General features: G+C 64.2%; 21 protein-coding genes. 13 read left to right on the top strand and 8 right to left on the bottom strand.

Annotation, left to right across the window (positions count from 1 at the left end):
- Positions 1–111: 111 nt before the first annotated feature.
- On the top strand, positions 112–591 hold the full coding sequence (locus ACSF9G_RS15990; protein WP_436643089.1) for a TRAP transporter small permease subunit: 480 nt from the start codon (positions 112–114) through the stop codon (positions 589–591).
- Positions 588–1,931 (top strand): TRAP transporter large permease, encoded by a 1,344-nt coding sequence (locus tag ACSF9G_RS15995; protein ID WP_436643090.1) that lies wholly within the window; start codon positions 588–590, stop codon positions 1,929–1,931. The genes ACSF9G_RS15990 and ACSF9G_RS15995 overlap by 4 nt, the downstream gene beginning before the upstream one ends.
- A 199-nt stretch (positions 1,932–2,130) precedes the next feature.
- On the opposite strand, the gene ACSF9G_RS16000 is transcribed toward ACSF9G_RS15995, so the two are convergent.
- Genes ACSF9G_RS16000 through ACSF9G_RS16010 form a run of 3 tightly spaced genes read right to left on the bottom strand, consistent with a single transcriptional unit; the run spans position 2,131 to position 4,903 of the window.
- Positions 2,131–3,174 carry a 2,5-dihydroxypyridine 5,6-dioxygenase NicX family protein gene (locus ACSF9G_RS16000; protein ID WP_436643270.1) on the bottom strand — a complete coding sequence of 348 codons (1,044 nt, stop codon included), beginning with the start codon at positions 3,172–3,174 and terminating at the stop codon, positions 2,131–2,133.
- 53 nt (positions 3,175–3,227) lie between these two features.
- Positions 3,228–3,974, bottom strand: a complete 747-nt coding sequence (locus ACSF9G_RS16005; protein WP_436643091.1) for an SDR family NAD(P)-dependent oxidoreductase — start codon at positions 3,972–3,974, stop codon at positions 3,228–3,230.
- A complete protein-coding gene (locus tag ACSF9G_RS16010) occupies positions 3,971–4,903 on the bottom strand; it encodes a LysR family transcriptional regulator (RefSeq protein ID WP_436643092.1) in 933 nt (310 codons plus the stop codon). Before ACSF9G_RS16010 ends, ACSF9G_RS16005 begins: the two co-directional genes overlap by 4 nt.
- 78 nt (positions 4,904–4,981) lie before the next feature.
- Here ACSF9G_RS16010 and ACSF9G_RS16015 point away from each other — a divergent pair, with 78 nt between their 5' ends.
- From ACSF9G_RS16015 to ACSF9G_RS16035, 5 genes are all read left to right on the top strand, one after another.
- Positions 4,982–5,797: an alpha/beta fold hydrolase gene (locus tag ACSF9G_RS16015; protein WP_436643094.1), complete on the top strand. Its 816-nt coding sequence runs from the start codon at positions 4,982–4,984 to the stop codon at positions 5,795–5,797.
- Between the two features lie 88 nt (positions 5,798–5,885).
- Positions 5,886–6,797, top strand: coding sequence for an ABC transporter substrate-binding protein (locus ACSF9G_RS16020; protein WP_436643095.1), 912 nt, complete (start codon positions 5,886–5,888; stop codon positions 6,795–6,797).
- 10 nt (positions 6,798–6,807) lie between these two features.
- Positions 6,808–7,605 (top strand): ABC transporter ATP-binding protein, encoded by a 798-nt coding sequence (locus tag ACSF9G_RS16025; protein ID WP_436643096.1) that lies wholly within the window; start codon positions 6,808–6,810, stop codon positions 7,603–7,605.
- On the top strand, positions 7,605–8,510 hold the full coding sequence (locus ACSF9G_RS16030) for an ABC transporter permease (protein WP_436643097.1): 906 nt from the start codon (positions 7,605–7,607) through the stop codon (positions 8,508–8,510). Before ACSF9G_RS16025 ends, ACSF9G_RS16030 begins: the two co-directional genes overlap by 1 nt.
- Positions 8,511–8,579: 69 nt before the next feature.
- On the top strand, positions 8,580–9,332 hold the full coding sequence (locus ACSF9G_RS16035; protein WP_436643099.1) for a VOC family protein: 753 nt from the start codon (positions 8,580–8,582) through the stop codon (positions 9,330–9,332).
- A gap of 85 nt (positions 9,333–9,417) precedes the next feature.
- Here the strand turns inward: ACSF9G_RS16035 and ACSF9G_RS16040 are convergent, their stop codons facing one another.
- The 4 genes from ACSF9G_RS16040 to ACSF9G_RS16055 all read right to left on the bottom strand — a co-directional run bounded on the left by ACSF9G_RS16040 (position 9,418) and on the right by ACSF9G_RS16055 (position 13,279).
- Positions 9,418–10,605 (bottom strand): serine hydrolase domain-containing protein, encoded by a 1,188-nt coding sequence (locus ACSF9G_RS16040; protein ID WP_436643101.1) that lies wholly within the window; start codon positions 10,603–10,605, stop codon positions 9,418–9,420.
- A gap of 162 nt (positions 10,606–10,767) precedes the next feature.
- On the bottom strand, positions 10,768–11,526 hold the full coding sequence (locus ACSF9G_RS16045; protein ID WP_436643103.1) for a GntR family transcriptional regulator: 759 nt from the start codon (positions 11,524–11,526) through the stop codon (positions 10,768–10,770).
- On the bottom strand, positions 11,523–12,722 hold the full coding sequence (locus ACSF9G_RS16050) for a CaiB/BaiF CoA transferase family protein (protein WP_436643104.1): 1,200 nt from the start codon (positions 12,720–12,722) through the stop codon (positions 11,523–11,525). The genes ACSF9G_RS16045 and ACSF9G_RS16050 overlap by 4 nt, the downstream gene beginning before the upstream one ends.
- A gap of 38 nt (positions 12,723–12,760) precedes the next feature.
- Positions 12,761–13,279: a MaoC family dehydratase gene (locus tag ACSF9G_RS16055; protein WP_436643105.1), complete on the bottom strand. Its 519-nt coding sequence runs from the start codon at positions 13,277–13,279 to the stop codon at positions 12,761–12,763.
- Between the two features lie 350 nt (positions 13,280–13,629).
- Here ACSF9G_RS16055 and ACSF9G_RS16060 point away from each other — a divergent pair, with 350 nt between their 5' ends.
- From ACSF9G_RS16060 to ACSF9G_RS16075, 4 genes are all read left to right on the top strand, one after another.
- Positions 13,630–14,745 (top strand): TRAP transporter substrate-binding protein, encoded by a 1,116-nt coding sequence (locus tag ACSF9G_RS16060; protein WP_436643106.1) that lies wholly within the window; start codon positions 13,630–13,632, stop codon positions 14,743–14,745.
- Between the two features lie 50 nt (positions 14,746–14,795).
- Positions 14,796–15,359: a TRAP transporter small permease gene (locus ACSF9G_RS16065; protein ID WP_436643107.1), complete on the top strand. Its 564-nt coding sequence runs from the start codon at positions 14,796–14,798 to the stop codon at positions 15,357–15,359.
- Positions 15,360–15,437: 78 nt separating this feature from the next.
- Positions 15,438–16,697 carry a TRAP transporter large permease gene (locus ACSF9G_RS16070; protein ID WP_436643271.1) on the top strand — a complete coding sequence of 420 codons (1,260 nt, stop codon included), beginning with the start codon at positions 15,438–15,440 and terminating at the stop codon, positions 16,695–16,697.
- A gap of 182 nt (positions 16,698–16,879) precedes the next feature.
- Positions 16,880–18,292, top strand: a complete 1,413-nt coding sequence (locus ACSF9G_RS16075) for an amidase (RefSeq protein WP_436643108.1) — start codon at positions 16,880–16,882, stop codon at positions 18,290–18,292.
- A 177-nt stretch (positions 18,293–18,469) separates the two neighbouring features.
- Here ACSF9G_RS16075 and ACSF9G_RS16080 read toward each other — a convergent pair whose 3' ends face one another.
- A complete protein-coding gene (locus tag ACSF9G_RS16080; protein ID WP_436643109.1) occupies positions 18,470–19,279 on the bottom strand; it encodes an IclR family transcriptional regulator in 810 nt (269 codons plus the stop codon).
- Between the two features lie 153 nt (positions 19,280–19,432).
- On the opposite strand from ACSF9G_RS16080, the gene ACSF9G_RS16085 reads away from it, so the two are divergent.
- Together ACSF9G_RS16085 and ACSF9G_RS16090 are read left to right on the top strand one after the other, a co-directional pair.
- Positions 19,433–20,725: an ArgE/DapE family deacylase gene (locus ACSF9G_RS16085; protein WP_436643111.1), complete on the top strand. Its 1,293-nt coding sequence runs from the start codon at positions 19,433–19,435 to the stop codon at positions 20,723–20,725.
- Between the two features lie 83 nt (positions 20,726–20,808).
- Positions 20,809–22,053 carry an ABC transporter substrate-binding protein gene (locus ACSF9G_RS16090; protein ID WP_436643112.1) on the top strand — a complete coding sequence of 415 codons (1,245 nt, stop codon included), beginning with the start codon at positions 20,809–20,811 and terminating at the stop codon, positions 22,051–22,053.
- Positions 22,054–22,075 lie beyond the last annotated feature (22 nt).

The following is a 22,075-nucleotide window of genomic DNA, read 5'->3' on the forward strand; positions in this document are numbered from 1 at the left end:
AGGGTTTCCCGGGCGGCCGCTGGCCGCCCGGGACGGTCCGCAACGTCCCGCGAGGTCTGTGAAATGAGCATGCCGGATCCGACGAGCGCGCCGGGCGGAAAGACGACTTTCTTGGACCGTTTCAGCCAAGGCGTCGCCACGGTATCGTCGTTTCTGCTGGGCGCCATGGCGCTGGTCGTCGCCTACGAGGTGGGCTCGCGCTATTTCTTCGGCCGGCCGACGATCTGGGCCTGGGACGTCAACGTCCAGTTGATGATGGCGATGATCATGCTGGGCATTGCCGACGTCTATCGGCGTGACATGCATATTCGCGTCGACGTGTTCACCAGCAGGCTCTCCGAGCGGGCCCGTGCCTGGCTCGACGTCCTCTACGCCCCGCTGCTGCTGTTCATCGCGGTCATCATCCTTTGGACCGGCTGGGAATATTTCTACAAGGCCTTCTTGCGGGGACAGCGCGCTTCGACGCTGCTCGCGCCACCGCTGTGGCCGATCAAGTTCCTGCTGCCTCTGTGCGGCGCCCTGCTTGCGGTACAGGTCGTCGTCAAGTTCTTACGCGACCTGCGTGTCGCCCTCGGAAAGGCACGCGCGTGAGTCCCGAACTAGCCACGATCCTGATCTTCGGCAATCTGATCCTGTTTCTCGCGACGGGCCTGCCGGTTGCGTTCGCTCTGATCGGCGTCTCGCTGATCTGGTCCCTGCTGCTGCAGGGAACCGTCATCCTTCACCTCCTGCCGGCGACGGTCTTCGAGACCTCAACGACCGAGATCTATATTGCCGCGCCACTGTTCATCCTTATGGCGGTTGCGCTCGAGAAAACCGGCATCGGCGCGATGCTCTACGAGGTCATATACAAGTGGACCGGCGGCGTTCCGGGCGGATTGGCCGTCGGGACCATCATCGCCTCGACGCTTGTCGCCGCGATGACCGGCATCGGCGGCACGGCGGTGCTGGTGCTCGGCATACTGGCCGTGCCCGAGATGATCCGCCGTGGCTACGACGTGCGGCTTGCGCTCGGCGGTTTGCCGCCGGGCGGCGCGCTCGGCATCCTGATCCCGCCCACGGTGATCGGCGTCCTGCTGGGCGGCTTCACGGGCATCCCGATCGGCAGCCTGTTCTTTGGCGGCATGGTGCCGGGGCTCCTGATCGCGCTGTGTTTCTGCATCTATGTGCTGGTCATCTGTGCCCGCAACCCGTCGCTGGCCCCACCGATTCCGAAGGACGAGCGTCCGACGCTGCGGGAGAAGTTCCGCGCCACGGGTTTGATCGTGTTGCCGGTCGGATTGATCGTGCTCGTGCTCGGCGCGATCTGGACAGGCGCCGCGACGCCGTCGGAGGCTGCCGGCATCGGCGCATTCGGTACGCTTGTCATCGGGCTTGCGCGCGGTCAGCTCGGCCCGAAGCGCATGAAGGAGGTCATGGTCACTTCCGGCCAGGTTTCCGTCATGGTGATGACGCTGTTGATCGGTGGCGCGCTGTTCTCGCGCCTGTTGCAGTTCTCCGGTTCGGCCAATCTCATTGCCTCCTACATCATCGGCATGGAGCTGGGCGTCACGGAGATGCTGCTGGTGTTCATCGTCCTGACGACGCTTCTGGGAATGTTCATCGACGGCGCCGCGATCATTTTCATCGTCAGCCCGATCCTGATGCCCGTGGTCCAAATGCTCGGCATCGATCCGGTCTGGTTCGGCGTGATCCTGATGATCTCGATCGCCGCGGGATACGTGACGCCGCCATTCGGCATGAATCTCTTTTATCTCAAGGGAATTGTTGAACAGACGAAAGACATGCCCGGGTGCGATCGGCTTCGGGGCGTTACGATCGCCGACATCTGGGCCGCGGTCCTGCCCTATGTCGTGATCATCTACCTGGTGATCGGCCTGGTCCTGGTGTTTCCGGAGCTGGCCACCTGGCTCCCAACGCAACTGCGATAGCGGGCGGGCACGGGAAACGCCTTCAAAAGGCCCGTTGTCCTGTTCGCCTCGCTATGCCGTTGGCCGCGGCGTGGAACGGGCCATCGCCTCCGGCTCTCCCGCTGGTGGAACCGAAGCGACAGCACCCTGCCGGGCCTTCCCGCCGTCGACTGCTCGTTGGACAGGGGCGACACGGCTGAAGGGGCGCCGCTGGCGCGCCCTACAGGTACGGCTCCTGAAGCCGCCCTTCACGTACGACTGTTTGTCCGTCCAGTTCGACGGTGCATGCGCGCATCGGAAAATCGAAATGGCAGGGCGTGTATCGATTGGCGAACTCGTTGGCGCCGGTCGAGATCAGGAAATTGCCCTCGACGGCCCGCAGCTCGGTCCCATTGATCTCGTTCTTGTCGTACATCATCAGGGAGTCCCAAGTAGCCCCGGGATTCAGCCCCCAGCCGACATGCGCGATCGTGTAGGCGACGGGATCGTTCCACGCGGCGAAGTACGAGCGCAGCGTGACGGCATCGAGCCCGTCACCTGATATTTCGACAACGATGTCGTTGTCGATCATCAGTGTCACGGGGGTCTCGATATACCGCTTGAACGTCAGGTTGATGTCGCCGACATCGAGAACGACGCGTCCGTTGACGCTCCCCGCCAATGGAAAGCACAGGGCAAGCCCGGCCGGCCAATAGGCGATCGGAACATTCGGCCCGAGGAATCCCGCCCCGCCGCGAACCGGCGCGCCTGCGATGTCGACCGTCAGGTCCGTTCCGGCCGACGACGTCACATGCATGCGTTTGCCCTCGGCGAGCCGCTTGAGAGAGTAGTCGACCCTGTCGGCCAACTTCGGGTCGGGCCGGCAGCGCTCCAGCACCTCGGGATGTTCATTCGAAATCATGTAGATCCGGCCGCCGGCCTTCAGCACCTCTTGCCGCACCGGGCTGTGCAGCAGACCCTCGACGGTGACATCGACGATCAGCGCGCAGCCCGCGATCGCATTCAGAAGCATCCCGTAGTCGTCATAGGCGGCGGTCGTGCCGGTCGAACGGATCGGCTGCACGGTTCTGACTGCGGCGCTAGGCACGCTGACCGTGACGACGCGCGCTCCGCACAAGCCAAGACCGAGCTCCGCCAGCTTGACGAGGACGGGATTCGACTGGCTCTCCGACACGATCGCGACCATCTGGCCCGGCTCGACGCCCGAAAGCTGGAAGCTCTCGTGAAACATCTTCACCCATTTGAGATCGAGGTTGGCTTCCATGGACACGATACGGTTCCTTCAATGGCAAGAAGTCCAGGCAGGTAAGCGAGGCATCAGGCGGGCAGGCTCTTGCCGCCGTCGACCAGTATGCACTCGCCGGTGACGAACCCCGCCCGCGGTGAGGCGAGGAACGCCACGGCCCAGGCGACATCGTCTGGCCGGCCTGCGCGGCCAAGCGGCTGTTTCGCGGCGAAGGCTTCGAACTGCTCGTCGTTCAGGGCGGACCTGGACAACGGCGTGTCTATGAAGCCCGGAAGGATCGCATTGACGGTAATGCCGCGGTCCAGCAATTCGGCCGCCATGCTGCGGGTCAGCGCGTTCACCGCCGCCTTCGTCGCGCCGTAGTGGGATATACCCTTTCCGCCAAGCGCGGCCCGCGACGAGATATTGATGATCCGTCCGCCGTCCCGCATCAGCGGCAGGGCGCATTGGCAGCATGTCATAACGCCCAGCAGATTGACCGAGATCAGCCGCTGGAATTCGTCCCGAGGGACGTCTTCGAAAGAGAGCTGCGACATTGTGCCGGCGCTGTTGACCAGCACGTCGCATCGCGTGATCTGGCCAAAGGCCTGCCGCACGGAGGCCTCGTCGCTCACGTCGCAGGCGATGCCGACAGCGTGGCCGCCTGCCGTTTCAATTTCGCGGCGGACTTCGTCGGCGGCCTGCTGGTTGCGATTGAGCAGGACAATCTCGAAACCTTGGCCAGCCAGTTCCAGCGCAATGGCGCGGCCGATCCCGCTCGCCCCGCCCGTTATCACGGCGACCCGCGCGGACGATTCCGCTGACGAGCGCTGCGTCATTGGTTGGCTCCCGACAAGACGCGCGCCCGTTCGTCGCTGCCTAGCGTGTCGCGCAGATGGGCGAGGAAGGCTTCGGTCGATGGAGATGCGGTCGATCCGGCGCGGCGAAGCACCACGACATCCCATGGGATCTGTATGCTTGGGACGGAGAGTATCGCAATTTCATTCAACTCGACTTCCTGCATAACCAGATATGGCGGTACGAGGCTGACATAGAGACCGCTTCGCAGCAGGGCCTTGATGCAGCCGCCCGAGTTGGTCTCGACCCTCACGTCAGGCTGCCGGAGGCCAAGGGTGTCGAACGTCGTCTTGACGCTGTGCCACAGCATTCCGTCGCTCGGGGGAAGTACCCACGGAAAGTCGAGGAGATCTCCGGGGCGTACATTCCGGGAATGGGCGAGTGGGTGGTCGGGTCGAACGACGAAACGAAATTGACCGCTAAACAGTGGTTCGGAGGCAAGCTCGTCGGAAAGCGGGAACGCCGGATTCGTGGTTACCGCGAAATCGAGCCGACCGCTCTCGACCCCTTCAGTCAGTTCGTCGAATAGCCCCTCCAGTAGCGACACAACGATCTTCGATCTCTCCTGCAGAAAGCTCGCGAGTGCTTCGGACACCAGCGACGTCGCAAGTGCAGGACCGACGCCAAGCCGGACTTCGCCCTGTGTGAGGGTGCGCAGCCCCAGGATATCGAGGCGCGCGCGATCAAGTTCGTTGCTTATGACTTCAGCCCGCCTCGCAAGGGCGTCGGCATAGGTCGTCGGCTCCACGCCCGTCGGCGTTCGGTTGAACAGCGTCACCTTCAGCTCGTCTTCGAGGCGACGGATTGCATTGCTGATTGCCGGTTGCGACACGCCCACCTGTCGACTGGCCTTGCCTATGCCGCGGCGTCGATAGACGGCCAGAAACTGGAGGAGGGTTTCAGAGTTCACGACTCATAACTGCGGATTATGCCCTAGGCGTAACGTGCATACTTGTAATAATGAGTTTTCCCGCTGCATTGTCAATTCATGAACGTTGAGACCGTTGACATTCTGGGCTCGCCCGCCCTCGTCGCCGATGTTGTTGGCGATGGTCCCGTCGTGATTTTCGTCCATGGCATTGGAGGCAATCGATCCAACTGGGCCGATCAGCTTCGCAGTTTGTCCGGAAACTACCGGGCGGTCGCCATTGACCTCCGCGGTTACGGAGACAGCCAGGATCCGGCCGGGTCGCTCGATTTTTTCGACTTCGTCGAAGACATTTCGCGGACCCTGGACTGTATAGGCGCTAAGCGGGCCCATCTGGTTGGACTGTCGATGGGAGGGCTCGTCGTACAGGCCTTCTACGCCCGCCATCGTGCCCGCACACTAAGCCTCACGCTGGCGGCCTGTCGGCCCGGCGACCGGCCGGTGTTCGACGATCCCAAGAGGTTTGCGGCCGAACGCATTTCGTCGACAGCGAGCGGGGAGGCTGCCATAACGGTGGAGAAGATGCTGCCGCGCCTGCTCGGCCCGAATCCGTCGGCACACGCGACGCGGACAATACGCGCCAGCCTCGAAGCCCTGCACCCGGAAGCCTACCGCAAGACGATGGAAGCGCGGTTGTCGATCGCGCCGTTCCTCGACATGTCGACGATTGATGTACCTACGTTGGTGGTCGCCGCGAGCCACGATGCGGTGGCACCGACTACGCAGATGCGTGCGATCGCAGATCAGATCCCCGGCTGCCGATACGAAGTCGTCGACGATGCCGGGCATCTCATGAACATCGAGAAACCCGACGAGTTCAACACGGTACTCGCATCGTTCCTCAACACACACGCAACGCTCGAACAAACGGTCTGAAACTTAATCAATGACGCCCGGCAGAGGGCGCAACAACGAAGGGGATGAAATTATGAAATGGGTTCTTCCCGCTATCGCAGCCGTTGTCATGAACGTGACAGCCGCTCATGCGGAACCAAAGACGATTGCGATCGCCAATTTCGGCGATCATCCGGCGCTCCAGCTGGTGATCGACGGCCTGAAGGCGTCGATGGCCGAACGGGGCTACGACGACGTTACCTTCACCTATGATCAGGTGAACTGGGAGCGGAACGTCATTCCGCAGATGCTGGCGAAGATCGCTGCTGACAAGCCCGATGTCGTCGTGACGATCACGACGCCGGTGACGCAGACTGCGGTGCGGGCTTTGCAGGACCCCTCTATCCCGGTTGTCTTCGCCGCCGTGCAGGATCCGGTCGTCGCCGGCCTCGTTCCCGACTGGAGCACCGCCGCTCCGAACATGACCGGCGCGTCCAATCTGGTCGACATGGATGGTACGCTGGCCTTCGTGAAGGAACTGATGCCGGACCTCACTCGGCTCGGCGTGCCTTACAATCCCGGCGACGATGCTGACAATGCGTTGCGCGAACGTCTCGTCGAATTTGCGCCGAAGCATGGCATCGAGCTGGTGCTGGTCGGAGTAGACAACGTCAACGATCTGCCGCAGCGCATTCAGTCGCTGAATGGCAAGGTGGATGCGATTTACGTCTTCCCGTCCAACCTGTTCCAGCCTGCGACGGCCCAGATTGCCGCGATCGCGGAACGGATCGGTGTCCCGGCCTTCAACGGCCTGCCGGCGCCCGTCGAGAAGGGCGAGATGCTTGCGTCCTACTCGGTAGACTGGCCGAAGATCGGCGCAAGCGCGGCCGGTATCGTCGACCAGGTCTTCAAGGGAAAGAAGGTCTCGGAAATTCCGCCGACGGTGCCGACCCCTGCCGATCACAGCGTCGTCATCAGCAAGCCGCAGGTTGAGCGCTGGGACGTGACGGTGCCCGACGCCTACGCCGACAGCGTTCAGTGAGCCTGGACTGATGGCGCAAACCCAGTCCGCCCTTGCAGTCTCGGACGTTTGGAAGACCTTCAATCCCAACACGCCGACCGAACGCCGTGCCCTCTGCGGGATCGACCTTACCCTTGCCGAGGGCGATTTTACGGTGGTGATCGGCAGCAACGGGGCCGGGAAGAGCACGCTTCTGAACGTTGTGGCGGGCGAGGTTTCCCCCGACACGGGTCGGGTCATCATCGGGGACGACGACATTACGCTCGCCCCCGTCCACCGCCGGGCCCGGTATGTGGCGCGCGTGTTTCAGGATCCCTCGCAAGGGACCGCGGCCGGGTTGACGGTCGAGGAGAACCTTTCGGTTGCCCTGAAGCGCGGTCAGTATCGAACCTTGACCTACTCGCTGACGGGCGCCCGCCGCAAACGGTTTGCCGAAGCCCTGGAACCGCTCGGTCTCGGCCTGGAAGACCGGCTTCAGACCCAGGTGGAGATGCTTTCCGGCGGCCAGAGGCAGGCACTGTCCCTGATAATGGCGTGCCTCCAGCACCCCAAAGCGCTGGTGCTTGACGAGCACTGCGCCGCGCTCGATCCCAGGACAGCGGAAGCGGTCATGGCAGCGACAATCCACGCCGTGGAAAATTCGCGCATCACGACGCTGATGATCACCCACAACATGCAGCACGCGATCGATTGCGGAAACCGGTTGATCATGATGCATGAGGGCAGGATCGTCTTCGAGGCCTCCGGCGAGGAGAAGGCCAAATTGACGGTCGAAGCTCTCGTCGAGCGGTTCCACCTCTCCGACGACAAGGCGCTGCTGGTGCAATAATGATCGATTTCATAAGTGGCTTCTGGAGTCTCGTCCCGGTAACGCTGGCGCAGAGTCTGGTCTACGGGTTCGTTGCGCTCGGCATCATGATCCCGTTCCGATTGCTGAACTTTCCGGATCTGACCTGCGAAGGCGCGTTTCCGCTGGGCGGGTGCCTGTGCGCCGCCTTGCTGGTTGCCGGCGTTCCGCCGTCCCTCGCGTTCGCGATTGCCATTGCGGCCGGTTTTCTTGCCGGGTGCGCGACTGCGCTCATCCACCTCAATCTGCGCATCAACACGCTCCTGGCCGGCATCCTGATGATCACGATGTTGTGGAGCCTGAACCTGCGCATCATGGGCAAGTCGAATACGCCGCTGTTCACCGAGGCGACGTTCTTCGACAGCATCTTTCCGAATTTCAACATCGATGTGCTGCTGCAGAACAGCATCTGGCTTCCGGTCGTGATCGTGGTCGTTCTGCTGTTGAGTTGGTACCTGCGCACCGACAGCGGCCTGGGGCTGCGGTCGACCGGCGCAAGCAGCGCAATGGCGCGGGCGAACGGGATCAACACCTGGCAAATGACGCTTCTGGGCGTCGGTGCCGCCAACGCGTTCAGCGCCTTCGCCGGCGCCTCGGTCGCGCAGATCCAGGGCTACGCCGACGTCGCAATGGGCTTCGGCGTGCTGATCAACGGCCTTGCCGCGTTGATCATCGGCGAGGCGATCGTCGGTCGCTCGAGCGTCGGGCGACAGGTCGCGGCCCCCTTCGTTGGCTCGGTCGTCTACTACCAGGTGATTTCGGCAGGCTTGGCGGCAGGCGTGAACCCCTCCGATCTGAAACTCGTGACCGGGTTGTTCGTCCTCGTGATGCTGGCGATGTCCTCGCGACGCGGCGGCTTCAGGTCGGAAGCCAAACTGAACGCCTGAGCCGTCGCGATGTCGGCGCCAATTGAATGCACGGACCGCTCACCCGCCATCCTCGGGCTGGACCACGTGATGGTGATAGTCGACGATCTCGACGCTGCCTCGGCGGAAGCGGAAGACGCGGGATTCGCCCTGAGCCCGCCCAGCGTCATGCCGGGGCTGGTCAACCGGTTGATCTGTTTTGCGGACGCCCCGCCCGGTGCGGCCAGTTTCATCGAGTTTCTTCAGATTGCCGACAAGGCGCAGGTACCCCAGGCGGTTCTGGAGGTCCTCGGCGAGCGCTTTGGACCCGCCGCGATCGTCGTCGCCGTCGGTGACATGGCTCGGTATTGCGCGCATCTGGATACCATCGGCGTTGGCCATTCGGGGCCGATGTCGATCCGCCGGCAATGGCCGGTCGGGGAGGGCAGGACTCTGGACGTTCATCTGGAGGTCGTCCTGCCCGACTCCGCGGAACTGCCGGTCCCCTGCGTCGCGGTTCGCCACCACACACCGCATCACTACGGCCGCCGCGAGTTCGTTACCCATGTCAACGCAATGGTCGCGATGCCAGCAGTCGTTCTCCAGGCGCCGGATCCGGGCCCTGCGGCGGCCGTCCTAGGCAGATTGTTCGGCATCCGGCCCACTCAAACACCGGATGGCGCCATTCTTGAGGTGCGGGGCACCCGAATTGTCATTCGGAATGGCCCGCCGGGCATTGTCGGGGTCTGTGTTTCCGAAACCGGTAATCTCGATTCAGTCGTTCTTGAGACGGAATCTTCCTGGGCGCCTTTCCAAACGCTTTCGGGACTGCAGATTGCGCGGTCTAGCGAACCGGGCGTGTGAGTGCCGATCGTCCCGGTAGACTGGCGCTGAAACCATCAGGCCGCATCGCCCCGTTGTCGGGGCGATGCGTGGTCTTGGCCGTGGCCTATTTGCCGAGCGCCAGGCAGACGGCCTTCACCTGGGACCGTCGCAGGGCGGGGATCAGGGAGGCGGCGGCTTGCGTGTTGATGGAGAACGTCACGCTGCGCCGGCCGTCACGGCTCGCCGCGATGAGCTGCGTATAGCCGAGGATCGATCCGGTGTGCCCGTAGACCGAGCCGCACCGCGTCTTGTAGCGAAACAGGGCGAGGCCGGCCGCGTTCCGGCCCGGGCCGGGCGGGCTCGACGTGTCTCCGCCGCGAAACCGGAACTGCGCCTTGCGGGCCTGCTTGCCGAACAGGTCGCCACCGACATAGGCACCGACATATTTCGAAAGGTCAGACGGCGAGGCCACGATCCCGCCCGACGCCCAGGCGTAGCCGCCGAAGGCGATGTCGGTGCTCACGTCATCGTAGGAGCCGTCGTCCTCGATCGAATAGCCGTGCATGTAGGGGCGCGGCATCGCCGCCCGGTTCTTCAGCTCCGTGCGCTTCAGCTTCAGCGGCCGATAGACCCGTTGCTTGAGAACCTTCGCGTAGGGTTTGCCCGCCGCCTTTTCGACCATGAGACCGACGACGATATTGTCGGAGTTCGAATACGCGTAGGCCGTGCCCGGCGCGAAGGCGAGGCGCTGGTCCTCGACGAACGACAGGAGTACGCGCGGTGGTGGCGCGCGATGCGGGGAGGCGGAAATTGTCGGTCCGAAATTTGGACTTTTGGCGAAATCCGGCAGTCCGCTCGTGTGGTTGAGCAGGTTGCGGAGCGTAACCGGATGCCAGCCGGCGGGCAGGTCGGGCAGGACGGTTCCGATCGTGTCGTCGAGCGACAGTGCGCCGTCGGTGACGAGGGCGAGCGCCGCAGCGCCCGAAAACGTCTTCGAGACGCTGGCGATCCGCATCGCGTCGCCGGCACGCGGACGCCGGTAGGTGCGGCAGGGCAGGCCGCCCCGCACCGCGCACACGGTCGCGGTGCCGGCCGTGAAGACCTGGCGCTTGCCGCCGCGCCGGACGACGACGATCGCGCCGGGCGGGCCGTCCGGCCGTATCACCAGCCTGTCCAGCGCCTGCTGCAATTGCCGGGGCGTCACGGCCGCGCGCCCTGCCTCTGCCGGCGTGCCGGAAGCGATGGTCGTGAGCAGCGCGCCGGCGACGGCGGCCTGCCCGAGCGCGGTGGTCTTCAGAAGTCGAGCGATCATGCGGAGCCCTTGGAAAACTGTCGGAGGTCCACACTAATCGCGACTGATTAGGAACTGGTCAACGGCGCGAGCCGAAGTCCACTCCCGCGCCGATGCACCCATTCGGCGGAGCCATCGTGAACCGCGAGACAGTGTCATAGCCGTGGGAACGCGCGGCAACGTCTATCCCGCAGCGTCCCGCGTCAGGCGCATCGAGAAAGAATATCGGTCCGCCGGGCTGACGCTGACCGCATACTCGAACACCTCGCCGTCGTCGCCCACGTAGCAGCGCTCGATCCTCAGCGCCGGGCTTCCCGGCGCGACGCGCAACCTGCCGGCGAGCGTCTCGTCCACGTTGACGGCGACGATCTCCTGTCGGATCTCCATGATCCGCACGCCATAGCGCTGCTCAATGAACCAGCCGATGGCGCCTTCGCGCGTCCCGATGTCGTCGCGAATACCGGCGTAGGCGGCCAGGACATACACCTCGCTCCAGGCCAGCGGCAACGCACCGGTGTCGTCGCTAGGAACTCGAATAGCTTCGAAACGGATCAGCTTCTGTCCGCGCTGAAACTGGCCGCGCTTTGCAAGGCGTGCATCCGCGACCGTGTCCTCCGAGGTCACGTCGATGAGGGAGGTGCCCGTGGCGAAACGCAGCAGGTCATCGAACGACGTCAACATGTGGCTGTAGCCGCGCGACGGCGTCTGCGAGATGACGCGGGAGCCGACCCCTTGGCGCCGGGCGACGAGGCCCAGCCCTATAACTTCCCGGATGGCCTCGCGCACCGTGTGCCGGCTGACGCCGTACTGCGTGCACAGCTCGGCCTCGGTCGGTAGCAGGTCTCCCACGGGATAGCGCCCGGTGGTGATATCGTCGATCAGCCGTCGCGCCACCAGTATGTAGCGCGGCGGGGTCTTGCCAATCAGTGCAGCGTCACTCATCCCACACCAGTATCCAAAAGCCGCGACCGGGTCTTGGAATCATAGCCGAGTTCGTCCAATAGCGCTTCTGTGTCCCCGCCGAGCGCCGGGCCCGGGGATGCTGGGGGCGCCTCGCCGGTACACTGGATCGGGCTCGCCAGCATCCGGAACGTGCCGCCGCCGGGCTGCGACAGATCCTGAATGCGACCACGGTTGGCGACAAACGGGTTGTCCAGGGCCTGCGCCACATCGTTGAGCGGCGCCGCCGGCACTGCGCCGGCAAACAGGGCCATCCACTCCGCCGTGGTCTTCTCCGACAGCACGTCGTCCAGCATTCCCGTCAGCGCCTCACGGTTGCGAAGCCGGTCGGAAAACTGCGCGAACCTTGGGTCGATTGCCCATTCGGCGCGCCCGATCTTGCTGCAGAGTTCCTCCCAGAATTTTTCCTTGTTGCACATCAAATAGATCCATCCGTCCTTGGTCATATATAGCTGACAGGGAGTCAACGACGGATGGGCGGAGCGCGGTTCCCGCCCCTGATTGTGGCCGGACGCCAGGTACCAGGTCGCCAGGTAATTCAGGTTGAACACCGCGGTGTCGAACAGAGTTACGTCTATGTCTCGGCCACGACCGGTCTCGCGCGCCTGGTGCACGCCCGAGACCACGGCCAACGCCAGGTAGGTGCCGGCCATGAAGTCGACGATCGACAGCCCCATGCGGGCCGGAGGGCTGCCCGGCTCGCCAGTCACCGCGAAATAGCCGGCCTCCGCTTGCAGCAGGTAGTCATAACCGGGCCACGTTGCGCGCTCGCCCTCGCGCCCATACCCGGTCAGGTGCGCGCATACGATGGACGGCTTGACCTTGCCGAGATGGGCGTAGGTCAGGCCAAGCTTATCCTGGACATCGCCGCGATTGTTGCACGCGACGGCATCTGCAGTCCGCACCAGGTCATGGAACACGCGACGCCCGCCGGCGCGGCTCAGGTCGAGCGCGATGCTGCGCTTGTTTCGGTTGAACGATTGGAAGAACAGGCTCGATGCCGAGCTTTCGCCCCCTTCCAGGAAGTGCGGGCCGACGCTGCGCGCGACGTCGCCGCCGAGCGCGGGATTTTCCACCTTGATCACGTCGGCGCCCAGGTCGGCCAGATGCTGGGTTCCGAATGGCCCGGCTCCATACTGTTCCACCGCGACAATCCTCAGTCCCGCCAGCGGCAACATGGGGATCCTTTCCATTGTTATGCCGACCTCGCAGCGGTTCAGCCTTCGGCAACGTCGTCGACGGCGTGGCCACGCTTGGGAACGAGGAACGTGCGAACCATCGAAATGACCTGCGTCCCATCCGCCTTGAGCCCCCTCGTTTCCACGGTGACGATCCCGGCGTTCGGGCGCGAGTTCGACTCTCGGGACTCCAGGACCTCGCTCTCGGCGTAGAGCGTATCGCCGGTGAATACCGGTGCCATCAGTCGGATTTCCTTCCAACCCAGGTTGGCGACCGCCTTCTGACTGGTGTCGCTGACGCTCATGCCGACGACGACCGACAGGGTCAGCGTGCTGTTGACCAGTGTTCGGCCGAACTCGCTCCGGGTCGCGTACTCGGCGTCGAAGTGCAGCGGATGCGTGTTCATCGTCAGCAGCGTGAACCACGTGTTGTCCGTCTCCGAGAGTGTCCGGCCCGGGCGGTGTTCATAGACATCGCCAACGCGGAAGTCCTCGAAGTGGCGACCGATATCCTCACGATAGCGGTTCGGTCCGACTTGTTTGCGGCCATATGTCATCGGCGTTTCTCCCTGAGGGGGCGGGGCGGGAAATCTGAAGGGACGTCCCCGCTTGCGCCGCCGGCGGGCCCACTTGCGCTGCCGGCAGGCCCATTTACGCCGCCGGCAGGACGGCACCGCGGTCGACCAGACGGCGAACCCGAAAGACCGTCCTGCGGGCGGCCGCAGCAGACACGGTTTGGCCGCGGAGGGCGGGGGGCTGCAGCCGGGGTCGCGGCTTCGAACTGGTTCATCGTGTACATGCGGCGTATTGACTTATACGGATATCCGTACAAATATGACTGCGCCATGTCAACGTGTTTCCGCTTTGAGCACGGGCAGCGCCTTACAGAACACGGAGGAAAACGACGATGAGGAATTCCCTAAGCCGCGCCATCGCATGCGTCTCGGCATGCTGCGCCGTCCTTCTGGCCGCCCCTGTATCGCAAGCCGAAGAGCTGCAACGCGTCACCATCCGCGTCTCCGCGGACATTCCCGGGCCGCCGTTTCCCACAGCGCTTGCCATGGAGCGGTTCAAGGAACTGGTCGAAGAGGCCTTTCCGGAAGGAAGCGAGGTCCGGAACTTCTATGCGGGCTCGCTATACAAGGATGCCGACGCCATGGCCGCGCTGAGCGAAGGCAACCTGGAGATGGGCTGGCTGCTGGCCGGAAAGACGGCGAGCGTCGATTCCTGGCTGGGCATGGTTGTCCAGCCCGGGGTGCTGACGACCGTGGCCGCCGTCCACGAGCTCGAAAATCTCGAGACCGGGAAGATGCTGCTTGAACGGCTTCGCGAGCGCCACAACATCGAGCCGTTCGGGTTTTCGGACCTGAGTTTCTCCCTCGGGATCGCGGGTAAGAACCGCCTTCTCGCGCTCGACTCGATGCAAGGCAGTAAGATCCGGACCTTCGCCCCGGCCATCAATCCGGCCGTCGAGTCCTGGGGCGCGAATCCTGTCGTCATGGGCTTCGGAGACGTGCCGAGCGCTCTGGAATCGGGCGTGCTTGACGGTGTGGTCACATCGATCGGCGCCTGGCGGTCCATCTCCGAGCAGACCCCGTACTTCACGATCGCGGGTATCGGAACGATCACGTTCGACTCCTATTGGGTCGGCGCCAGCGGGGACTGGTGGGCCGGGCTCAACGAGCCGACTCGGAACAAGCTCGCCGAATTCGTCGCGGAGGCCATGCAGTTCCACGACGAGTTGAGCTGGTGCAACGATCGCTTCTCTATCGAAGCGTTTGCCGCCAAGACCCTGTCCGACCCGGGCATCTACGCCGCCGGTGCCGACGAGGCCCGGCCGTTGCAGGAAGCCATCGGCACCAATGTCGCCGAGTTCCTCAAGAAGGACTTGCCGGACGAAGCCGATACGTGGATCGACCGATATCTCGAGGAGGGGCGGGAAGCATCGAAGCGGCTTGGCCCTGGCACCGACCCGCTCGAAAAGCTGGATTGTGCGCAATACAGGGACATGCTGAAGGGATAGGCTGAGACGGCGTCCGGCCCGGCAGGCGGACTGAACCTCGGGAGGCATCGGTGCGAAGAGCGTATCTAGCCTGGCGAGCATTCGAGGAGCGGATCTTACAGTATGCGGCCGCTATCCTCCTGCTGGGCCCTACGCTTCTCGCCATCGTCGAGGTGGTGCGCCGCTACGGGTTCGGCGTGTCTTTCCCCTGGCGGCAGGACGCCGTCACCTACGGCATCCTCGCTGCGATCTTCCTGTTCTTTGGCATCACCCAGAGCCGCGGACTGCACTTGCGGGTGACGCTCCTGCCCAGCCTGCTCCGCGCCAAGGGAGGCAGGGCAGGTCGGGTTGCGGTGGAATTGGTCGAGGCCGTCGTCGCAGTCGTTGGTTTGCTGTTCTGTGCCTTTGTGGCGTGGCACGGCATTCCGGTTGCCCTGCGCATGATCGAGACCGGGCGGATGACGCAGAGCCAGATCATTCCCCTTTGGCCGTTCTTCATCGTGTTCCTGGTGGGGATGGGCTTTATGGCTGTCAGCTTCTTCTTCCAGCTCTACGCCCAGATCCAGTCCATGCGCGGCGCAGATCCCGGATCGCCGTACGTCGATGGCGCGGACGGGAACGGATCGATTCTTTAGGGCTGTGAGGGCCCGCAGGCTTCCAGTTCAGTCGGAGATCCTACCATAGCCTCCTTTTTCCTCATCGCCGTCAGCCTAATCGGGTCCAGCGTGACCATCGGGGTCGCGCTCGGCGTGACCAGTATCCTGTTCATTCTCACGGACCCGATGCTGGACGCTCGCACCGTCGCGCAGAGCTTCTTCTCTTTTCTGGGAAGCTTCAGCCTGATGACCGTGCCGCTGTTCATCTATGCCGGCTTCCTTATGGAGCGGACGGGCATGGTTCGCCAGCTGTTCGGCTTCGCCGAAGCGCTGGTCAGCCGGATCGTCGGCGGCTTTGGCCTTGCCACGGTCGCCACCTGCGTCATGTTCTCGGCGATCTCCGGCTCCAGCGTCGCTGTCGCATCGGCCATGAGCCTGATCGCCGTACCGGAGATGCGGGCGCGCAACTACCCCGACTGGCTGTCCGCCGGAATCGTTTCCTCCGGTGGCGGCATCGGGCTGCTGATACCGCCCAGTCTGTCGCTGATCATCTACGGTATCGCGACCGAGACCTCCATCGTCCGGCTCTTCTTCGCCGGGATCATTCCGGGACTACTGCTCGCGGTGGGGATGGCGACGCTCATCGTCGTCGTTGCGTGGCGGACCCCGAGCCTGACCTCGGGCCGCTTCTCAGGCCAGCGCCTGCGCGAGAGCACGGTGGCAGCACTGCCCGGCCTCGGCATGCCGATCCTTGTGCTGGGGGGGCTTTATGGGGGGCTTTTCACGCCGACCGAATCTGCGGCGGTCGCGTGCGGCTACGCGATGGTCTACGGCCTCGCGACGCGCCCGCGGGAATTCCTGCGCGAACTCCTGCCGGTCACCGCACGGGCGGTCAACCTGACAGCGGTCGTATTCTTCCTCATGGGCAGTGTTGGCGTTTTCCAGTTCGTCGCTGCCAACCATGCCTGGCCCCAGAAGATCGCCGAGGCGGTCGTAGCCCTGGATCTGGGCGCCCTGCCGTTCCTGTTCGGCTACCTGTGTGTTCTGCTGCTGCTCGGCATGTTTCTCGACGGCATCGCCATGATCCTCCTGACGGTCCCCGTCGTGTTTCCCATCGCCACGTCCGTCGGTGTCGACCCGGTCCACCTCGGAATCGTCGTGACCATGGGCGTGGAGCTCAGCGTCATCACGCCGCCGGTCGGATTCAACCTGTTCGCCGTCAGCGGCATCGCGAAGATCCCGATACAGACGGTACTGCGCGGAGCGATGATTTTCTTCGTTTCGGACCTGCTGGTGACGGTCGCTATTATCGTGTTCCCCGCCCTGTCGACATGGCTTCCCGAGTTGCTGGTTTCGGGATCGCCATTCGGCGGGTAGGTCGTAGGAAACGGACGCCTCGCGATGCACCACACTGAAGACCAACCGATCATTGGATCGGACGGCGAAGCCCCGGCACCTGCGGCGCAGGACACGCGGTTCGCCCGGCGGCCCGGCGACGGGGTGCCTGAGCGCCCGTTTGCGGTTGTCCTCGAATGCCTTGCTGGAGCCGGGGAGGGGACATGACCGCCGCATGCGACCTTAGCCTGGTGGAGGCTGCGGGCGCGCTTGCCCGCGGCGAGATCACGGCGGGCGAACTCGTTGCCTCGTGCCTGGACCGCATCGGGGCCCGCCAGTCCACGCTCAACGCCTTCATTGATGTCCGCCGCGAGCGGGCGCTGGCCGCTGCCGCACGATCCGATGCGGAGCGGGGACGGACGCGGGACCTCGGCCCCCTTTCCGGTATCCCGCTTGCCCACAAGGACATGTTCTTCCGTACCGGCGAAGTCTCCACTTGCGGATCGCGGATCCTGACCGGCCACCGGCCGACTGTGACGGCCTCGGCGCTGGAGCGGCTGGACGCCGCCGGCGCGCTCGACCTCGGGACCCTGCACATGAGCGAGTTCGCCCTGGGGCCGGCCGGCCAGAACGCCCACTTTGGCCATTGCCGCAACCCGCATGATCCCGCCCGCATCTCAGGCGGTTCGTCCAGCGGTCCGGGCGCCGCGGTGGCCGCGGGCATGGTTTTTGGCGCCCTGGGCTCCGATACCGCCGGGTCCGTCCGTTTGCCGGCGGCCATTTGCGGCGTGGTTGGTCTCAAGCCGACCAATGGCCGTGTCAGCCTGTACGGGGCAATGCCTCTGTCGGCCTCGCTCGACACGGTCGGCGTCCTCGCCCGCCGCGTAGCTGACTGTGCATTGCTTTTCGACGCCATTGCCGGGCCCGATAGCAGGGACCCTAGATCCAGCGCGCTACCGCACCGGCTGTGCACCCCGAGCGCGATACCCGACAGCCTCTCGGGACTGCGGATCGGCCGGCCGGTCGACTATTACTTCGACGGGTTGGACGCCGATGTCGCCGCGCTCGCCGAAGCCGCACTCGATACCCTGTCGCATCTCGGTGCCGAATGCGTCGAGGTTGATATCCCCGACCATGAGCCTGTCGCCGATGCGGCGTCGATAATCATCACCTGCGAAGCCGCTGCCCTTCATGCCGAATGGCTTGCCAAGAGGCCGGAGGATTACGGCGTCCCGGTACGCGAGCGCATTGAGGCCGGCTTCGGCCACTCCGCCCCCGACTATCTCCGGGTCCTGTCCGACCGCGGGCGGCGCGTGGAGCACATTGCCGAACACGTCTTCGGGCTCTGCGACGTGGTCGTCGCTCCCGTCCTCGACATCGGTGTCCCGACGATTGCCGAAGTCGATGTGGCCGGTGGCCCCGACTCGCTCCGCACCATCTCGCGGCTGAACCGCAAGACGCGCACCATCAACTATCTCGGCTTTCCCGCCCTCGCGGTGCCGGCGGGGAAGGACGCGCGGGGCATGCCGGTGTCGGTACAGTTCATCGGTCGGCCATATGACGAGCCGCTGTTGTTCCGCGTCGCCGCCGCGTTCGAGGATGCCCGTGCGTTTTCGGGCATGCCCGTTTCGGCCTGATCCTCCGACACCGCGATAGACCTGCCGCAAGCGGGCGCTGTCGCGCCGATGACGTTTGACGCAAACCGGTTGGTCGGAACTAAGACTGTCACGATCCGCCCGAGGCGCACGGAAGATGCGACCTTCCGAGATGGACCGTTTCCGGTTCGAAGTACGGTCCAACTCATCGATACGCGGTCAGGGCTGTATCTGCGCGCCGATTTCCGCTGCCGCCTCCAGCAGGGCCGGCAGTTGCTCGGGCTCCCCGTTCGTCCTAGGGGCGAGCCGAGGCGTCAGGGTCGTGATGCTGACGCTCGCTATGAAATTGCCGCTCCGATCGAATACCGGGGCGCCGAGGCCCGAGAGACCGACGATGTAGTCGTCGACCGCCAGTTCCCAGCCACGGGCACGGATCTCCGTGGCCGCGGTCTGAAGCGCCACGGGGTTCGTTTCCGTGAACGGCGTGTACTTCGGCAGCGGTCCGCTTAGGGCGGTGGCGCGCTGTGCCTCGGACAGGTGCGCGAGCACGACCCGTGGCCCACCGGCGCAGTTCATCGAGATCTGCGTTCCGATGACCGCCGATCGAACGTCGATGTCCTTGTCGAGGGTCTTCACGCGCTCCAGGCAGAGGGCCATGCCACGGTAGTATCCCCACAGAAACGACGTGGCGGAGGTCTTCTCCGTCAGGCGTGCCAGCGCCTGCGCCGCGATGTCGCGCAGGTTTCCCCCGTAGGAAACGGCCGGCATCAGCGTCAGGACGCCGGTGCCGAGCGCGTAGGTCTGGCGGCGTTCGTCGGCCTCGATGAGATCCAGCGTCGAAAGCGTGTGCAGCAGCCGCCTCGTGGTGCTCTTGTCCAGGCCCGTACGGCGCGAGAGTTCGGTGAGCGACAGGTGCATCTCGTCCGCCGAAAACACCCGTAGCAGGGCGACGGCGCGTTCGACCGAACGGACGATCGGCACCCCTGGTTTGTCGGTAGACCCATTCTTCGAGCGTTCGTTGGTCGGCATGTCCCATCCGCTTTCATAGGTTCTGTATCATGTCGTGATACTTAGTGCCACTGCTTGACACGGATAAAATGCGGTTGTCATACTGCAGGCCTGATCGGAAGGCCTCCGACGATCCCGTGTTTCTTTGACGGCGGACCACCCAGAGGACTCCAGATGGTGCTTGCCTCGGACGTACGTAACGCGATCATCGCTTCGGTCGAACAGGGGTTCGCCGATCAGCTTGCCTTCCTTCGCGAACTCGTCGCGTTTCAGTCCGTGCGTGGTGCCGAGCACGCCGTACAGGACTTCATGTTCCGTGGGCTCTCCCAGCGCGGCTACGCGATGGACCGCTTTGCCATGGATCGGGACGCCATCGAGCGCCACCCCGGCGGATCGCCCTGGTCGGACGAGCACTCGACCGCGCCCATCGTCGTCGGCATACACCATCCGGCCGAGGAGACGGGCCGGTCGCTGATCCTGCAGGCCCACGTCGATGTCGTACCGACCGGGCCTCGCACCATGTGGAGCCACGATCCATACGCCGGCGATATCGAAGGCGACTGGATGTATGGTCGCGGGGCGGCCGACATGAAGGCCGGCGCGTCGGCGAACATCTTTGCGCTGGATGCGTTGCGGCGCATCGGACTGCAGCCCGCCGCGACCGTCTATATCCAGTCGGTGGTCGAGGAGGAGTCGACGGGAAACGGCGCCTTGATGGCGCATCTTCGCGGCTATAAGGCCGATGCCGTCCTGATCCCGGAACCCGAGGACGAGAAGCTGGTCCGCGCCAACGCCGGGGTCCTGTGGTTCCAGGTCGAGGTGCAGGGCTATCCGGTTCATGTTCGCGAGATGGGGGCCGGCGCGAACGCGATCGACGCCGCGTACCGCGTGGTCGCTGAACTGCGCCGTCTCGAAGAGGACTGGAACGCGCGCAAGGTCGACCACGCGCTGTTCAAAGACGACCCGCATCCGATCAATCTCAATGTGGGCAAGATAGAGGGCGGCGACTGGGCGTCCTCGGTGCCGTGCTGGTGCCGGATCGACTGCCGTATCGCCATCTATCCCGGTGTCAGCGCGAGTAGCGCCGCCCGGGAAATTCGCGAGGCGATCGAACGCGTCTCCAGGCAGGACCCGTTCCTGTCGAACATGCCGCCCAAAGTCACGTTCAACGGCTTCCATACGGAAGGCTACGTGCTGGAGCCGGGGTCAGAGGCCGAGGCGGTGCTCGCCGGTGCGCATGACGCCGTTTTCGGAGCGCCGCTCGAGACCCTGGTGACACCGGCCTACCTCGATACGCGCGTCTATGCGCTATACGACGAGATTCCGGCGCTCTGCTACGGGCCGGTTTCACGGGGAATCCATGGCTTCGACGAGCGCGTCAGCCTCGAATCGCTCAAGCGCATCACGACGTCGATGGCCCTGTTCGTTGCCGAATGGTGCGGCACCGAGCCCGTCCCGTCGGGGTGAGGGCGGGCCGAGGCGGGAAAGCAAGAAAATGAAGCCGTTTTGTTCTTGATCCATACATCAAACAATCACAGAGGGGAGATTGTATGAAACGCAAATACCCGGGCCTTCGCCACGTAGTCGCCACGCTGCTCGTCGGTGTCGCGACGTCCGGCATCGCGGCACCGTCGATCGCGGCGGATCTGACCATCGGCGTCATCGGACCGCTGAGCGGTCCCGCTGCCAATTCGGGCATCTCGATGCGGCAGGCCTACGAGGCGGTCGCCGAACAGGTCAACAAGGGCGGCGGCCTCGAAATCGACGGCGAGAAGCGCGACGTCAAACTCATCTTCGAGGACAGCGCATCGCGCCCCGAGGTCGGTGTCAGCGCGGCGCAGAAGCTGCTGACCAGGGACAATGTCGACGTTCTGGTCGGAGACTCCATCGCCAGCTCGGTGACGCTGGCGCTGATGGAGGTCGCCCCCAGCTTCGGCAAGTTCATGATGAGCGGCCAGCCGGTGTCCATCGAGATCGCGAAGAAGGTCCAGGGCGATCCCGAGCGTTTCGGCAATTTCTGGAAAGGCAGCTTCAACAGCGACGCCTATGCCAAGACGTTGTTCGAGACCGTCAATTCCCTGATCGAGGACGGAAAATTCGCCGCCGAAGGCAAGAAGGTGGCCTTCATCGTCGAGGATACCGACTACGGCAAGTCCAACGTGGAATTCACCCGCCCCCTGTTCGAGGACGCGGGCTGGACCACGACGTCAGACGAAACGGTTCCGCTGGGATACGCCGATTTCTATCCGCAGCTCTCCAAACTGCGCGGCGATGCTCCCGACGTGCTGATTTCGATCTTCACATCCGTGAACTCGGGCATCGCCCTGGTCAAACAGATCGATGAGCAGGATCTCGATGTGCTGCATCTGGCCGTCTACTACCCGATCCGTCCGGAGTTCCTGCCCGGTGCCGGCAAGGCCGCCAACGGTCTCGTCTGGACGCCCCTGTTCTTCGATCCGGCCAACAACCCGAAGCACAAGGAATTCGCCAGCACGTTCAAGGAACTGACCGGCGTGGACGGCAACGGCGACCATGCCCAGGGCTTCTGCCAGATGTCGATGCTGCTGGACAACATCAAGAAGGCGGGAACGGTGCAGCCCGACACACTGTCGGAGGTCTTTGCCAAGACCGACTTCCCCTGTGTCATCGCGCGGTATGTCTACGACACCGACACGCATACGCCGAAGGTCGGCGCCGACTACCTGCCGGTTCCGATGGCCCAGATCCAGGATGGCGTCAGCTTCGCGATCTGGCCGAAGAGCGCGGCTACGGCCGAGTTCAAGCCCGCCGACTGAACGCGATTATGCAGGCACCGGG

This window comes from Microbaculum mangrovi (genome assembly GCF_051390635.1).
In the GTDB taxonomy this organism is placed as follows: Bacteria; Pseudomonadota; Alphaproteobacteria; order Rhizobiales; family Tepidamorphaceae; genus Microbaculum.